General features: G+C 63.0%; 13 protein-coding genes and 1 tRNA gene. 7 read left to right on the forward strand and 7 right to left on the reverse strand.

The genetic code is table 11. The features are described from left to right. Positions 1–44: 44 nt before the first annotated feature. From sucC to recA, 4 genes are all read right to left on the reverse strand, one after another. Positions 45–1,214, reverse strand: a complete 1,170-nt coding sequence (gene sucC / locus BN2475_RS20940; RefSeq protein WP_094781415.1) for an ADP-forming succinate--CoA ligase subunit beta — start codon at positions 1,212–1,214, stop codon at positions 45–47. Continuing rightward, a complete protein-coding gene (locus BN2475_RS20945) occupies positions 1,211–1,951 on the reverse strand; it encodes a DUF2889 domain-containing protein (RefSeq protein ID WP_094781416.1) in 741 nt (246 codons plus the stop codon). The genes sucC and BN2475_RS20945 overlap by 4 nt, the downstream gene beginning before the upstream one ends. 115 nt (positions 1,952–2,066) lie before the next feature. Next, the gene (gene recX / locus BN2475_RS20950) at positions 2,067–2,774 is read right to left on the reverse strand and encodes a recombination regulator RecX (protein ID WP_094781417.1); all 708 of its coding nucleotides are present in this window, start codon (positions 2,772–2,774) and stop codon (positions 2,067–2,069) included. 7 nt (positions 2,775–2,781) lie between these two features. Beyond that, positions 2,782–3,858: a recombinase RecA gene (gene recA, locus BN2475_RS20955; protein ID WP_094781418.1), complete on the reverse strand. Its 1,077-nt coding sequence runs from the start codon at positions 3,856–3,858 to the stop codon at positions 2,782–2,784. A 249-nt stretch (positions 3,859–4,107) separates the two neighbouring features. Between recA and BN2475_RS20960 the strand changes: the two genes are divergently transcribed. The 5 genes from BN2475_RS20960 (at position 4,108) to BN2475_RS20980 (ending at position 9,185) form a co-directional block, all read left to right on the forward strand. Continuing rightward, positions 4,108–4,887, forward strand: a complete 780-nt coding sequence (locus tag BN2475_RS20960; RefSeq protein WP_094781574.1) for a response regulator transcription factor — start codon at positions 4,108–4,110, stop codon at positions 4,885–4,887. 9 nt (positions 4,888–4,896) lie between these two features. Continuing rightward, the gene (locus tag BN2475_RS20965; RefSeq protein WP_094781419.1) at positions 4,897–6,435 is read left to right on the forward strand and encodes a sensor histidine kinase; all 1,539 of its coding nucleotides are present in this window, start codon (positions 4,897–4,899) and stop codon (positions 6,433–6,435) included. A 225-nt stretch (positions 6,436–6,660) separates the two neighbouring features. Then, positions 6,661–8,319, forward strand: coding sequence for an MFS transporter (locus BN2475_RS20970; RefSeq protein WP_094781420.1), 1,659 nt, complete (start codon positions 6,661–6,663; stop codon positions 8,317–8,319). A gap of 86 nt (positions 8,320–8,405) precedes the next feature. Beyond that, positions 8,406–8,482 (forward strand) — tRNA-Met (locus BN2475_RS20975). A 352-nt stretch (positions 8,483–8,834) separates the two neighbouring features. Beyond that, on the forward strand, positions 8,835–9,185 hold the full coding sequence (locus BN2475_RS20980; RefSeq protein ID WP_094781421.1) for a hypothetical protein: 351 nt from the start codon (positions 8,835–8,837) through the stop codon (positions 9,183–9,185). A gap of 81 nt (positions 9,186–9,266) precedes the next feature. On the opposite strand, the gene BN2475_RS20985 is transcribed toward BN2475_RS20980, so the two are convergent. Then, positions 9,267–9,710, reverse strand: coding sequence for a MarR family winged helix-turn-helix transcriptional regulator (locus BN2475_RS20985; RefSeq protein ID WP_094781422.1), 444 nt, complete (start codon positions 9,708–9,710; stop codon positions 9,267–9,269). A gap of 137 nt (positions 9,711–9,847) precedes the next feature. Here BN2475_RS20985 and BN2475_RS20990 point away from each other — a divergent pair, with 137 nt between their 5' ends. Further along, positions 9,848–11,386, forward strand: coding sequence for a DHA2 family efflux MFS transporter permease subunit (locus BN2475_RS20990; RefSeq protein ID WP_094781423.1), 1,539 nt, complete (start codon positions 9,848–9,850; stop codon positions 11,384–11,386). 52 nt (positions 11,387–11,438) lie between these two features. Here BN2475_RS20990 and BN2475_RS20995 read toward each other — a convergent pair whose 3' ends face one another. Continuing rightward, positions 11,439–12,155 carry a FadR/GntR family transcriptional regulator gene (locus BN2475_RS20995; protein WP_245841445.1) on the reverse strand — a complete coding sequence of 239 codons (717 nt, stop codon included), beginning with the start codon at positions 12,153–12,155 and terminating at the stop codon, positions 11,439–11,441. A 192-nt stretch (positions 12,156–12,347) separates the two neighbouring features. Between BN2475_RS20995 and dgoD the strand changes: the two genes are divergently transcribed. Beyond that, a complete protein-coding gene (gene dgoD, locus BN2475_RS21000) occupies positions 12,348–13,496 on the forward strand; it encodes a galactonate dehydratase (protein ID WP_094781424.1) in 1,149 nt (382 codons plus the stop codon). Between the two features lie 59 nt (positions 13,497–13,555). Here the strand turns inward: dgoD and BN2475_RS34330 are convergent, their stop codons facing one another. Continuing rightward, positions 13,556–13,717 (reverse strand): hypothetical protein, encoded by a 162-nt coding sequence (locus BN2475_RS34330; protein ID WP_159444594.1) that lies wholly within the window; start codon positions 13,715–13,717, stop codon positions 13,556–13,558. Positions 13,718–13,773 lie beyond the last annotated feature (56 nt).

The following is a 13,773-nucleotide window of genomic DNA, read 5'->3' on the forward strand; positions in this document are numbered from 1 at the left end:
AGCGCTGGTAAATGCGCCTCGTAAATCCGCTGTGGACGGTTGGCTTAAGCCTTGCCCGAAGCGGCCGCGACGACCTTCTGAGCCGCTTCTTCCATGCTGTCCGCCGAGATGATCGGCAGGCCGGATTCGGCGAGCATCTTCTTGCCCAGGTCTTCGTTCGTGCCCTTCATGCGAACCACGAGCGGCACCTTCAGCGACACGGCCTTCGACGCCGCGATCACGCCTTCCGCGATCACGTCGCAGCGCATGATGCCGCCGAAGATGTTGACCAGAATCGCGGTCAGGTTCGGGTTCTTCAGCATGATCTTGAACGCTTCAGTGACCTTCTCGGTCGTGGCGCCACCGCCCACGTCCAGGAAGTTCGCCGGTTCGCCGCCGAACAGCTTGATGGTGTCCATCGTTGCCATCGCGAGGCCAGCGCCGTTCACGAGGCAGCCGATGTTGCCGTCGAGCGAGATGTACGCGAGGTCGAACTTCGATGCTTCGACTTCAGCCGGATCTTCTTCGTCCAGATCGCGGTACGCAACGATTTCCGGGTGACGGAACAGTGCGTTCGAATCGAAGTTGAACTTGGCGTCCAGCGCGATCACCTTGCCGTCGCCGGTCAGGATCAGCGGGTTGATTTCGGCCAGCGATGCGTCGGTTTCCCAGAACGCCTTGTACAGACCTTGCAGGATGGCGCGCGCTTGCGGAATCGATGTGTCAGGCACGCCGATCTTCTTCGCGAGGTCGTCCGCTTCCGCGTCCTTCAGGCCCGTCGACGGGTCGACGGCAACCTTGTGGATCAGCTCAGGCGTCTTTTCCGCGACTTCTTCGACGTCCATGCCGCCTTCGCTCGATGCCATCACGACGATCTTCTGCGAAACGCGATCGATCACGAGACCGACATACAGTTCCTTCTTGATGTCAGCGCCTTCTTCGATCAGCAGGCGGTTCACCTTCTGGCCTTCCGGACCGGTCTGGTGCGTGACGAGCTGCATGCCGAGGATCTGGTTCGAGTATTCGCGAACCTGGTCCAGCGACTTGGCGACCTTCACGCCGCCGCCCTTGCCACGGCCACCCGCGTGGATCTGAGCCTTCACGACCCATACCGGGCCGCCCAGCTCTTGCGCGGCCTTGACCGCATCATCCACCGAGAAGACCGGCTTGCCGCGCGGTACCGCGACGCCGAATTTCCGCAGGATTTCCTTACCCTGGTACTCGTGAATCTTCATGCGTGATTCCCTTCAGTCTGAGAGTTGGATTGAACTTTGTTTCCGCTGCCGTCGTTCATGCCGGACGCGTTGCCGCCCTCGCCTGTCTGGCGGACCGCCCCGTCGCCTGACGATGTCGCGCGATCCGCTGAACGCGGTGCGTGGCCATACCAGCGCGGATAAAACCGTTGCACCGCCTCGCCGTCGAAACGCAGCGCGTGGCAGCGTCCCAGCTGGAATGGCGGTTTATCGTTGGAATGCTCGTCTGTGCTGTCCGACGATTCGTCTCCTGAACCCGCGTTCGCGCCCGGCGTGCCGTCATTGGTGTTCCACACATCGCCGGCGAACGCCTGGATGGCAGCGGTCGGCAGCATTGCGCACAGCTCGGTGAGATGCGTGCAACCGGCCGTGCCGGCCAGCAAACGGGCAGCATCGCGACGGAAGTTGTTGAACAGATTGAGCCCGATGAGGGCACGGTAGGCGGGATTGCTGGCCTCGCACAACCCTGGATAGGGCACCCAGTCGGACGACGCCTCGGCGTCGACGACATTGAGCTTGCGATCGATGGTGATGCGAAGCCAGAGTTCATGGATCGGTTGACCATTGGGCCGGACGCCCGACGCAAGCGCCACATCGCGTGGCTTTTCGTCGGTCAAGCACGCTTCCACATCCCACAGGCCATCGGCACGCTCATAGGCTTCCGCTCTGATTGCGCGACGGTGGCGCAATTGACGGGACGCTGGCGGAGAAAGCGGCATGCGGGAAGGAAAGGCCGGATTGGAAAACCCGTGAATTTTAGCATATCGGGTTTTTGAGACAGGTCGGAATGCGCAAAAGGCCCTTGCGGCTCGCGCGGGCGGCAACGCTGCGCCACTATTCGTCGCTCAATGTCTCGTCGATGCCTTTAAGGATTTTGCCGATCGTAGCGCCCGAAAAACCCCGCGTCGCCAGAAAGCGCGCCTGCTTGGCCCGCTCGGCCGGGGTGGCGGGACGCTGGCCGAACTTCTTGCGCCAGACGGCTTGAGCACGTGCCAATTCGGTCTCGCGCAATTGCGCGCTGGCCTCTTCGACGAGCGCCTGGTCGAGCGCGTGCTGTTTCAGTTCGCCGACGATCCGGCTCGCGCCCAGCCGCGATGAACGCCGATGAATCAGACTTTGCGCGAAACGGGAGTCGGACAGCCAGTTTTCGGCTTCCAGTGCGTCGAGTACCGCGTCGAGCGACTCGTTTTCCTCGACGAACGGTTTCAGTTTGCGTGCGAGTTCGACACGACTGTATTCACGACGTGACAGATAACCGAGCGCACGCCCTTTAAGCGAGCGCTCGGGCCGTTGGGATTGTTGGGCTTCGTCTTGCCCCGGCTTCGCTTCGCCTGGGATGCGGCGCGAGCGGGTGTAGGTGGTCTCGGAAGGATCCGAGACAGTGGGCGACGATGATTCAGACTGCGTGCGTCGCGGGCTGTGGCCCGCGGCGCGGTCGTGTGCGTCGAACGATTCGAACGGATCGAACGAATCGTCGCCTTCCTCGCACGGGCCGTCCGGATGGCGTCCTACATTGGACAACGGCCGGCCCTTGCGCATCACGTGATGGTTACTTTTCTTCGTCCGCGACTTCGGCGCCTGCGCCGGTCACTGCTTCGGCCATCGCATTGACGCCCAGCGATTCGCGGATACGGTTTTCGATCTCACGAGCGATGTCCGGATTTTCGCGCAGGAATTCACGCGCGTTGTCCTTGCCCTGACCGATCCGCTCGCCGTTGTAGCTGTACCATGCGCCGGCCTTGTCGACGATCTTGGCCTGCACGCCGAGATCGATGATTTCGCCCTGACGCGAAATACCCTCGCCGTACAGGATGTCGAAAATCGCTTCGCGGAACGGCGGCGCCACCTTGTTCTTGACGACCTTCACGCGCGTTTCGTTGCCGATCACTTCGTCGTTCTTCTTGATCGAACCGATCCGGCGAATGTCCAGACGCACCGACGCGTAGAACTTCAGCGCGTTACCACCGGTAGTGGTTTCCGGATTGCCGAACATCACGCCGATCTTCATGCGGATCTGGTTGATGAAGATCACGAGGCAGTTCGTGCGCTTGATCGTGCCGGTGAGCTTGCGCAGCGCTTGCGACATCAGGCGCGCTTGCAGACCCGGCAGCGAGTCGCCCATTTCGCCTTCGATTTCCGCCTTCGGCACGAGTGCCGCGACCGAGTCGATCACGATCATGTCGATCGAGCCCGAGCGCACCAGCGCGTCGGCGATTTCGAGCGCCTGTTCGCCCGTGTCCGGCTGCGACACCAGCAGGTCGGCCACGTTCACGCCGAGCTTGCCCGCGTACTGGATGTCCAGCGCGTGTTCCGCGTCGATGAACGCCGCCGTGCCGCCGAGCTTCTGCATTTCGGCGATGACTTGCAGCGTCAGCGTGGTTTTACCGGATGATTCCGGGCCATAGATTTCGACCACACGGCCACGCGGCAAACCGCCGACGCCCAGTGCGATGTCCAGACCGAGCGATCCGGTTGAGACCACCTGGATGTCTTCGACTGCCTCACCTGCGCCGAGCCGCATGACCGACCCTTTGCCGAACTGCTTTTCGATCTGCGCGAGCGCGGCAGCCAATGCCTTGCTCTTTTCAGCAGTCAGTCCAGCCGAGCCTTTCTTGCTTTCTTCCATGAATCGTCCTTTGCTATGATGAACGGCGTCTGAGGCAGGTGTGCGGCCCAATTTCAACCGGATTCAACTTATCCATGAAGGACAGCACACGAAACTCAGATACTGTATAAAAAAACAGTAGTTTTGGCAAGCGCGATTCTCATGCGAACGCGCATTTTTACTGTCGCGTCGTCCAAACTACCCACAATCATTTTCGGAGACCGCTGTGCGCCGGGCACCCTCGGTGCCAGCAAGCCAGGTTGGCGCATCATGCGAATTCTGATTGCCGAAGACGACAGCATACTCGCGGACGGTCTGGTTCGATCACTCCGCCAATCGGCCTATGCGGTCGATCATGTGAAGAACGGCGTCGAAGCCGACACCGCGCTGTCGATGCAGACTTTCGACCTGCTGATTCTCGATCTGGGCCTGCCGCGCATGTCGGGCCTCGAGGTGCTGCGCCGTCTGCGCGCCCGCAATTCCAACCTGCCGGTGCTGATCCTGACCGCCGCCGACAGCGTCGACGAACGCGTCAAGGGCCTCGATCTCGGCGCCGACGACTACATGGCGAAGCCCTTCGCGCTGAACGAACTCGAAGCACGCGTGCGCGCGCTGACCCGGCGCGGCGCGGGCGGCGGCCCGACGGTCGTGCGGCACGGCTCGCTGTCGTTCGACCAGGTCGGCCGGATCGCCCATGTGAACGACCAGGTGATCGACCTGTCGGCGCGCGAACTCGGCCTGCTCGAAGTGCTCCTGCAACGGATCGGCCGACTGGTCTCGAAGGAGCAACTGGTCGACCACCTGTGCGAGTGGGGCGAGGAAGTCAGCAACAACGCGATCGAGGTCTACGTGCACCGCCTGCGCAAGAAGATCGAGCCGAGCGGCGTACGCATCATCACCGTGCGCGGCCTCGGCTACTGCCTCGAAAAAGCGCCGCCGCCCGCGAGCACAGGCGCGGCGGGGGCGAGCGCAGCGCCCGCCCCCGCCGCGCCTGAATCACCCGCTTCGCCGCCGACCGGCGCGATGCCGGCGAGTCACCACTACAAATAGAGGACATCTATGTCCGTGCGCGCAGACCGCGCCACGGCGCACGCGGCGGACCTCGACGAGGCTCGCGACGAGCGCTACGCCAATCCGTTCGCTCCGCCCGACGAAACCGAAGCCGCCGCCGCAGCGCGCCCGCGTTCGCTGTTCGGCGAGATTCTCGACTGGATGCTGGCGCCGTTGCTGCTGCTGTGGCCGATGAGCCTCGCTGTCACCTACCTGGTCGCCAAGTCGATCGCGAACGGGCCGTTCGACCGCGCGCTCGAGACCGACGCCTACGTGCTCGCGCGCCAGATTCATCCGGTCAACGGCGTGGCGGAGCTGTCGCTGCCCGATTCCACCCGCGATTTTCTGCGCACCGACAACGTCGACAGCGTATTCTACCAGGTGCTCGGCACACGCGGCGAACTGGTCGCCGGCGAGCGTGACATGCCGCTGCCGCATGAAGAGGACCGGCCGCAATCGGGCATCGTCGAGTTCCGTGATGACGTGCTGCGCGGCAACGATATCCGCGTCGCCTACACGACCGTCGAGTTTCCGCAGACGCCGGGCGCACAGCCAGTGCTGGTGCAGGTCGCCGAAACGCTCGACAAACGCAGCCAGCTTGCCAACGACATCATCAAAGGCGTGATCCTGCCGCAGTTCGTGATCCTGCCGCTCGCGATCCTGCTGGTTTGGTTCGGCCTGTCGCGCGGCCTCGCGCCGCTGCACGCGCTGCAGGCGCACATCCGCGCGCGCCGCCCGGACGATCTGTCGCCGCTGGAAGCGCGCCGGGCGCCGCCGGAGATCGAGCCGCTGGTGACCTCGTTCAACGATCTGCTGACGCGCCTCGAACAGAACATGGAGCTGCAAAAGCGCTTCATCGCCGACGCGGCGCACCAGATGAAAACGCCGCTCGCCGGCCTGCGCACCCAGGCCGAACTGGCGCTGCGTCAAGATGCGTCGGCCGAAGTGCACCGCTCGCTCGAACAGATCGCGACCAGTTCGGAGCACGCCGCGCGGCTCGTCACACAGCTGCTGGCGCTGGCGCGCGCGGAAAACCGCATGTCGGGGCAAATCTTCACGCCGGTCGAAGTGGGCGAGGTCGCGCGCAACGCGGTGCGCGACTGGGTGCAAGCCGCGCTCGCGAAGCAGATGGACCTTGGCTATGAAGCGCCCGACGAGCCGGTCGAAGTCGACGGCAATCAGGTCATGTTGCGCGAAATGCTGTCGAACCTGATTGATAACGCGATCCGCTACACGCCGCCGGGAGGGCGCATTACCGTCAGGGTGAGGCACGACGCGGCGGCGCGGCGCGTGCATCTGGAAGTCGAGGACACCGGCCTCGGCATTCCGGCCGCCGAGCGCTCACGGGTGCTCGAGCGCTTCTACCGGATACTCGGTCGCGAAGGCGACGGCAGCGGCCTCGGGCTGGCGATCGTGCGCGAGATCGCGGCCGTGCACGGCGGCGAACTGACGATCGACGACAACGTTTATCAGGAGTCGCCGCGGCTCGCGGGGACGCTGGTACGTGTCAGCCTGCGTGTGCACGAACGGGGGCGGGACTTACCCTAACGCGTCTTGAGCGCAAAGCGGCAGTCGCGCCGTTTACCGAGATTTTGATGGATCTTATTGCAATATAGCGGCAATTTGACAGATATTGCCCGCCCTTCCATGCCTTTTGGAGCCGCGCCATTTACCCGTGCCGCGTCAGTACGCCGTAAGTTTCCACTCCAATAATCGGTTTCACGGGAATGCCTTCAGGGTGGTTCGCGTGCATATCAATATTGGAGACGACATATGGCTACTGTTGGCGGGCAGATCTCGCCCGTGCCGATGACGCGCGAGGAGAAACGGGTAATCTTCGCATCGTCGCTGGGCACGGTTTTCGAGTGGTACGACTTTTATCTGGCCGGCTCGCTCGCGGCCTTCATCAGCAAGAGCTTCTTCTCCGGCGTCAATCCGACTGCCGCCTTCATTTTCACGCTGCTCAGTTTCGCCGCCGGCTTCGCGGTCCGGCCGTTCGGCGCGATCGTGTTCGGTCGGCTCGGCGATATGGTCGGGCGCAAGTACACGTTCCTCATCACGATCGTGATCATGGGCCTGTCGACCTTCCTCGTCGGCTTCCTGCCTGGCTATGCGGCGATGGGCATTGCTTCGCCGGTGCTCTTCATCGCGATGCGCATGGCGCAAGGCCTCGCGCTTGGCGGCGAGTACGGCGGCGCCGCAACCTACGTGGCCGAACACGCGCCGGCGGGACGCCGCGGGTTCTACACCGCGTGGATCCAGACGACCGCCACGCTCGGCCTGTTCCTGTCGCTGCTGGTGATTCTCGGCGTACGCACGGCAATGGGCGAAGACGCGTTCGGCGCATGGGGCTGGCGCATTCCGTTCATCCTGTCGATCATCCTGCTAGCGGTGTCGGTGTGGATTCGTCTGCAACTGCATGAATCGCCGGTGTTCGAGCGCATCAAAGCCGAGGGCAAGACCTCCAAGGCGCCGCTGTCCGAAGCGTTCGGCCAATGGAAAAATCTGAAGGTCGTGATTCTCGCGCTGGTCGGCCTGACCGCCGGCCAGGCCGTGGTCTGGTACACCGGCCAGTTCTACACACTGTTCTTCCTGACGCAGACGCTGAAGGTCGACGGCAGCAGCTCCAACATCATGATCGCGATCGCGCTGCTGATCGGCACGCCGTTCTTTCTGTTCTTCGGCTCGCTGTCGGACCGCATCGGCCGCAAACCGGTCATCATGGTCGGCCTGCTGATCGCCGCGTTGACGTACTTCCCGCTGTTCAAGGCGCTGACGCACTACACGAATCCGGCGCTGGAAGCCGCAACCGCAAAGTCGCCGATCGTCGTGATCGCGGATCCGTCAGAGTGCTCGTTCCAGTTCAACCCGGTCGGTACGGCCAAGTTCACGAGTTCGTGCGACATCGCGAAGAGCGCGCTGTCGAGGGCGGGCCTGAACTACGACAACGTCGCGGCGCCGGCGGGCACGCAGGCGCAGATCAGGGTCGGCGACACGGTGGTCAACACGTTTGACGGCCGGGCTCCCGACGCGAAGGAGCAAGGCAAGCTGTTCGAGAAGACCCTCGCTGCGACATTGAAGGCCGCCGGCTATCCGCCGAAGGCCGATCCGTCGCAGATCAATTGGCCGATGAGCGTGGTGATCCTGACGATCCTCGTGATCTACGTGACAATGGTCTACGGCCCGATTGCGGCGATGCTGGTGGAGATGTTCCCGACGCGCATTCGCTATACGTCGATGTCGCTGCCGTATCACATCGGCAACGGCTGGTTCGGCGGCTTCCTGCCAGCGACGGCTTTCGCGATCGTCGCGGCGAAGGGCAACATCTACTCGGGGCTGTGGTATCCGATCATAATCGCGCTGATCACCTTCGTGATCGGCATGCTGTTCGTCAGGGAAACCAAGGACTCGGACATCTACGCAAAGGACTGAACTAGCTGATCGCCGGACAGCCTTAAAAAAGTTGCGCGCCGGGGGTTGACAGCCTCCGGTGCGGTCAGCATAATCTCGCTTCTTTCGGCGAATTAGCTCAGTCGGTTAGAGCGACGGAATCATAATCCGCAGGTCCGGGGTTCGAATCCCTGATTCGCCACCAGCTTCAAAAAAAGCCGCTGTCCCGCAAGGGCAGCGGCTTTTTTGTGTTGGTTGTTTTGGCTCGTCCCCTGCCGTCGTCACACAGATGGCTTACGGATCGGGGCAAGCTGACTCGACAACTCAACAAGGCAAAGCGCCTTTTCAAGCGCCTCCCGATCACGCTAGAGGAAACGCCAAGGCTGCGAATTTCACCGCCTCGGTCGGCGCGTGCGATACCGTCTCCCCACCGTAGTCGCCCTACCATCGTGCTACCATCACCAAATCGCCAGTTGCAAGAAAAAGCCGCTGATCCTCAAGGTTCAGCGGCTTTTTTGATTTGGCTTTCCCGATTGCAACTTCAAGGAGATCTCTTGATGACGTTCCGCACCGCCGCGCTCGCCGTGGCTACCGCTTCCATCGCGCTGCTCGGCACTGCGTCGACGTTAGCCGCTCAAGCGCAGACCCCGCCCGACAGCCAGTGGCGCACCAGCCAGCTCACCCTTTCCACGCTGCTGCAGGACGGCTACCGGATCGTCGCGGTCGTGAGCGGCGCGCATGGCAACGCAGGGCCCGCCGACACGATCTTCGTCCAGCGCGATCAGAGCGCGTTCAAATGCATCGATCCGCAGCAGTCGGACGCGAGAGCGAAAACGCCCACTGCGCCGCCCGCCTGTTTCGAACTGGCGCCGCCGTCGGGGACGCCGCCCGCCGCCGAATCGAAGTAACCCTCGAAGTAATCCTTGAAGTAACTCTGTTAGCCCGCGCACTGATCGGCGCGGGCCACCGCCTCGCCACACGAACACGCATCACCGATCCACCAGCCGGCTCAGATTGCCGCGCACCCGCTGCAAGAGCCCGATCAGTTGCGCCGTCTCGTCGGCGGTGAAGCCGTCGAGCGCCTCGAGCGCGACTTCATCGCCCACCTTGCGCGCTTTGCCGAGCGTGCGCTCGGCCTTCGCCGTCATGCGCACCTGATGCTCGCGACGGTCCTGCGGATTGGCCGCCCGTTCGATCCAGCCGCCCTCCTCCATCCGGTCCAGCAGACGCCCCGCCGAAATCGGCGCAACTTCGAGCAGATCGGCCAGCCGCGCCTGATTGATGTCGCCGTAATGCGCGAGATAGGACAGCACGCGGCACTGTGCGCGCGTCAGATCCACCGACGATTTCGCAAGATCGTCGAACCGCTTGCCCGCCAACCGGCCGACGTCGTGAACCAGAAAGCCGAAGCGCTCTTCGAGTTGGGTTTTCATGCGCGGATTATACGAAAACCCTGTGTCTTCCAGTGTCGTCGGGTGCGCAATTCATTGTGCGCACAACTCCCAATGACGAGCTCCCGCCTCGTCGATATAATAAGCATGCTTACTATATCGACGACCGCCGCCCATCCATGTCCTCTGTCTCCTCGCCGGCGAGCGCAGCCGCACCGCTCAACCGGCCCATGATCACCATCTCGATCATGCTCGCGACGCTGATCCAGACGCTCGACAGCACGATCGCCAACGTGGCGCTGCCGCATATGCAGGGTGCGCTGTCCGCGTCGCAGGATGAGATCACCTGGGTGCTGACCTCGTACATCGTCGCCGCCGCGATCGCCACGCCGCTCACCGGCTGGCTGTCCGACCGGCTGAGCGTGAAGCGCCTGCTGATCGTCGCGATCGGCGGCTTCACTGTGTCGTCGGCGCTGTGCGGGTTGTCTGAAACGCTGACGCAGATTGTTGCGTCGCGCTTGCTGCAAGGGATATTCGGTGCGTCGCTGGTGCCGCTGTCGCAGTCCATCCTGCTCGACATCAATCCGCGCGAAAAGCAGGGCCAGGCGATGGCGGTGTGGGGCATGGGCGTGATGGTCGGACCGATTCTCGGTCCGACGCTGGGCGGCTGGCTCACCGACAGCTACAACTGGCGCTGGGTGTTCTTCATCAACGTGCCAATCGGCGCGTTCGCGCTGTTCGGCGTGGCGACCTTCCTGCCCACGCGCGAGCCCAAACACGACGTCAAGTTCGACGCGTTCGGCTTCATCACGCTCGGTCTGGCGATCGGCGCATTGCAGGCGCTGCTCGATCGCGGCGAACAGCTCGACTGGTTCGCGTCGACCGAAATCATCATCGAGGCGCTGGTCGCGGCGATCAGCTTCGCGTTCTTCCTCGTGCACACGGCGACGGTCGGCGAGAAGTCGTTCTTCAAGTACAAGTTGCTGAAGGACCCGAACTTCGCGACCGGCACCTTCTTCATCTTCGTGATCGGCGCGGTGATGTACGCGACGCGTGCGTTGCTGCCACCGATGCTGCAAAGCCTGATGAACTACCCGGTCGCGACCACCGGCATCGTCACCGCGCCGAGCGGCGCGGGCACGATGGTCGCGATGCTGCTCGCCGGGCGCCTGCTGAAGCGGTTCGACGCGCGACTATTGCTGCTGGCCGGCTTTCTGATTTCGGCGTTCGCGTTGTGGCAGATGATGCAATACACGATCGTGCTGTCGGCGTCGGACATCATCTGGCCCGGCGTGATCCAGGGCTTCGGACTCGGTCTCGTGTTCGTGCCGCTGAGCGCGCTGACCTTCTCGACGCTCGCGCCGGAACTGCGCGCGGACGGCACCGCGACGTACAGCCTGATGCGCAATATTGGCAGCAGTATCGGCATTTCAATCGTGCAGACGCTGATGACGCGCAACACGCAAATCTCGCACGCGGATCTCGCGGCGAACGTCACGCCGTTCAATCCGGCGATCCAGCCGATGCTCCACAGCGGCTCGAACTATGACATCGCGGCACTGAACGCGTCGATTACGCAGCAGGCGTCGATGATCGCTTATCTGAACGACTTCAAGCTGATGTTCATGGCGACGCTGCTAGTGATCCCGCTGTTGCTGTTGATTCGCCCTTCAGGCAGGGCGCCGGATGCGTCGGTGGCGCATGCCGCGATGGACTGATCGCCGCAACGCAAGAGCGTGAGCGAAAGCGGCTGCGCCTCGACAGCCCTCTTCATCCTTCGATCCGCCCACGCGTCACACCCAGCAACGACGCCATCGCCGCGCGCGCTGCCACGGCATCGCGATCGCGAATCGCGTCGAACACGGCTGTATGCTCGGCTAGCGACGCATTGAACACGTCCGCGCGTTTCGCGTTCAGCCGCAATTGCGCCTCGAGCGTGCGCTCGATCAGCGTGCCGAGCGGAATCAGCAATTCGTTGCTGCACGCGGTCAACACGCTCAAGTGAAACTGCAGATCGGCACGCACCCATTCATCGACATTGCGCGCCGCCACCATCGCCGTATGGGCGGCCGCCAGCGCGCGAAACGTGTCGGCCGTGTGTGAAGCGGCCGCCAGACCCGCAGCGTATGGTTCGATCATCTCGCGCATCTCCTGCAGCTTGAGCGCGAACGCCATCGGCTCGGCGACGCGCGAGTACCAATCGAGCAGGTCGACGTCGAGCAGGTTCCATGCGGGCTTCGGCCGCACGCGCGTACCGACGCGCGGACGCGACTCAATCAGCCCTTTCGAGGTCAGCGTGCGCAGCGCCTCGCGCAACACGGTGCGGCTCACGCCGAACGTTTCCATCAACTCCGCTTCGCGCGGCAGGATCGAATCGGGCGCGTAGTCGCCGCGCAGAATCGCGGTCGCCAGCAAATGGGCGACTCGCCCATGCAGATCATGCTGAATAGCTCTCTCCCAACGCCCTTGCGGCGCGATTGATGGCAAACCGGACCCCGCAGGAGCCAAGCCAGCCGTGCTGCGGTTGCGACGCCGCCGCCGCGATGGCGCCCGGCGACGACCGCCACCTGACCAATATGTGGTGAATAATACTATTAATAGTACTTAAATGCGCTTTGTTGTAGCATGTAGTCCTCGAAATTTTTTCGCCGCCGGCCAAGCCGCAAGGAGACATACCTCATGAAAATCACCAAGCTCGAAACCTTCATCGTTCCGCCGCGCTGGTGCTTCCTGAAGATCGAGACCGACGAGGGCATCGTCGGCTGGGGCGAGCCCGTGGTCGAAGGCCGCGCACACACGGTCGCCGCCGCGGTGGACGAACTGGCCGATTATCTGATCGGCAAAGACCCGCTGCTGATCGAAGATCACTGGCAGGTGATGTACCGCGCAGGCTTTTACCGCGGCGGCCCGATCACGATGAGCGCGATTGCCGGCGTCGACCAGGCGTTGTGGGACATCAAGGGCAAACATCATGGCGTGCCGGTCCATGCGCTGCTCGGCGGCCAGGTGCGCAACAGGATCAAGGTGTATTCGTGGATCGGCGGCGACCGTCCGAGCGACGTCGCCAACAACGCGCGAGCGGTGGTCGAACGCGGCTTCAAGGCCGTGAAGATGAACGGCTCCGAAGAACTGCAGATCATCGACACCTTCGACAAGGTGCAAGGCGTGATCAACAACGTCGCGGCGGTACGCGAGGCGGTCGGCCCGAACATCGGCATCGGCGTGGACTTCCACGGCCGCGTGCACAAGCCGATGGCGAAGGTGCTGGCAAAAGAGCTCGACCCGTACAAGCTGCTCTTCATCGAAGAGCCGGTTCTGTCGGAGAACGCGGAAGCGCTGCGCGACATCGTCAATCAGACCAACACGCCGATCGCATTGGGCGAGCGTCTGTATTCGCGTTGGGACTTCAAGCACATTCTGTCGGGCGGCTATGTCGACATCATCCAGCCGGACGCGTCGCACGCGGGCGGGATCACCGAATGCCGCAAGATCGCGTCGATGGCCGAAGCGTACGACGTCGCACTCGCGCTGCATTGCCCGCTCGGTCCGATCGCGCTCGCCACCTGCCTGCAGATCGACGCGGTGAGCTACAACGCGTTTATCCAGGAGCAGAGCCTCGGCATTCACTACAACCAGGGCAACGACCTGCTCGACTACATCAAGAATCCGGAAGTCTTCAAATACGAAGACGGCTTCGTGTCGATCCCGCAAGGTCCTGGCCTCGGTATCGAGGTCAACGAAGAGAAGGTGCGCGAGATGGCCAAGGTCGGCCATCGCTGGCGCAATCCGGTGTGGCGCCACGCGGACGGCAGCGTCGCCGAATGGTGATCGCGTGAACGAACGCCGCCTGCGGGCGGCGTTTCTGTTTGCATGTTTCGTTTTGTGTTTTACGTCTCGTCGGCCGACTGGTTCGAGATGCGCGCCGCGCCATTGGACAAATCATCATGCGCGCGCTCGGCATAGTCGGCGTGTGGTCCTCTCTGTTCGTCGTGGGCACGATCGAGCGGCTTCGCCCACACCGTGCGCGAAGCCGCTCCGCCGTGGCTCACGCAACGCTTATCCAGCCCGACTGACGCGCCGATTGTTCGGCATCAGACATACGCAT

The sequence above is a fragment of the Paraburkholderia ribeironis genome, assembly GCF_900019265.1.
Taxonomy (GTDB): domain Bacteria; phylum Pseudomonadota; class Gammaproteobacteria; order Burkholderiales; family Burkholderiaceae; genus Paraburkholderia; species Paraburkholderia ribeironis.

Coding starts and splice junctions, on each gene's coding strand:
- dgoD (WP_094781424.1), top strand. CDS start 12,348: ATGAAAATCACCAAGCTCGAAACCTTCATCGTTCCGCCGCGCTGGTGC.
- BN2475_RS20985 (WP_094781422.1), bottom strand. CDS start 9,710: ATGAAAACCCAACTCGAAGAGCGCTTCGGCTTTCTGGTTCACGACGTC.
- sucC (WP_094781415.1), bottom strand. CDS start 1,214: ATGAAGATTCACGAGTACCAGGGTAAGGAAATCCTGCGGAAATTCGGC.
- BN2475_RS20970 (WP_094781420.1), top strand. CDS start 6,661: ATGGCTACTGTTGGCGGGCAGATCTCGCCCGTGCCGATGACGCGCGAG.
- BN2475_RS20990 (WP_094781423.1), top strand. CDS start 9,848: ATGTCCTCTGTCTCCTCGCCGGCGAGCGCAGCCGCACCGCTCAACCGG.
- BN2475_RS20965 (WP_094781419.1), top strand. CDS start 4,897: ATGTCCGTGCGCGCAGACCGCGCCACGGCGCACGCGGCGGACCTCGAC.
- BN2475_RS20945 (WP_094781416.1), bottom strand. CDS start 1,951: ATGCCGCTTTCTCCGCCAGCGTCCCGTCAATTGCGCCACCGTCGCGCA.
- BN2475_RS20960 (WP_094781574.1), top strand. CDS start 4,108: ATGCGAATTCTGATTGCCGAAGACGACAGCATACTCGCGGACGGTCTG.
- recA (WP_094781418.1), bottom strand. CDS start 3,858: ATGGAAGAAAGCAAGAAAGGCTCGGCTGGACTGACTGCTGAAAAGAGC.
- BN2475_RS20980 (WP_094781421.1), top strand. CDS start 8,835: ATGACGTTCCGCACCGCCGCGCTCGCCGTGGCTACCGCTTCCATCGCG.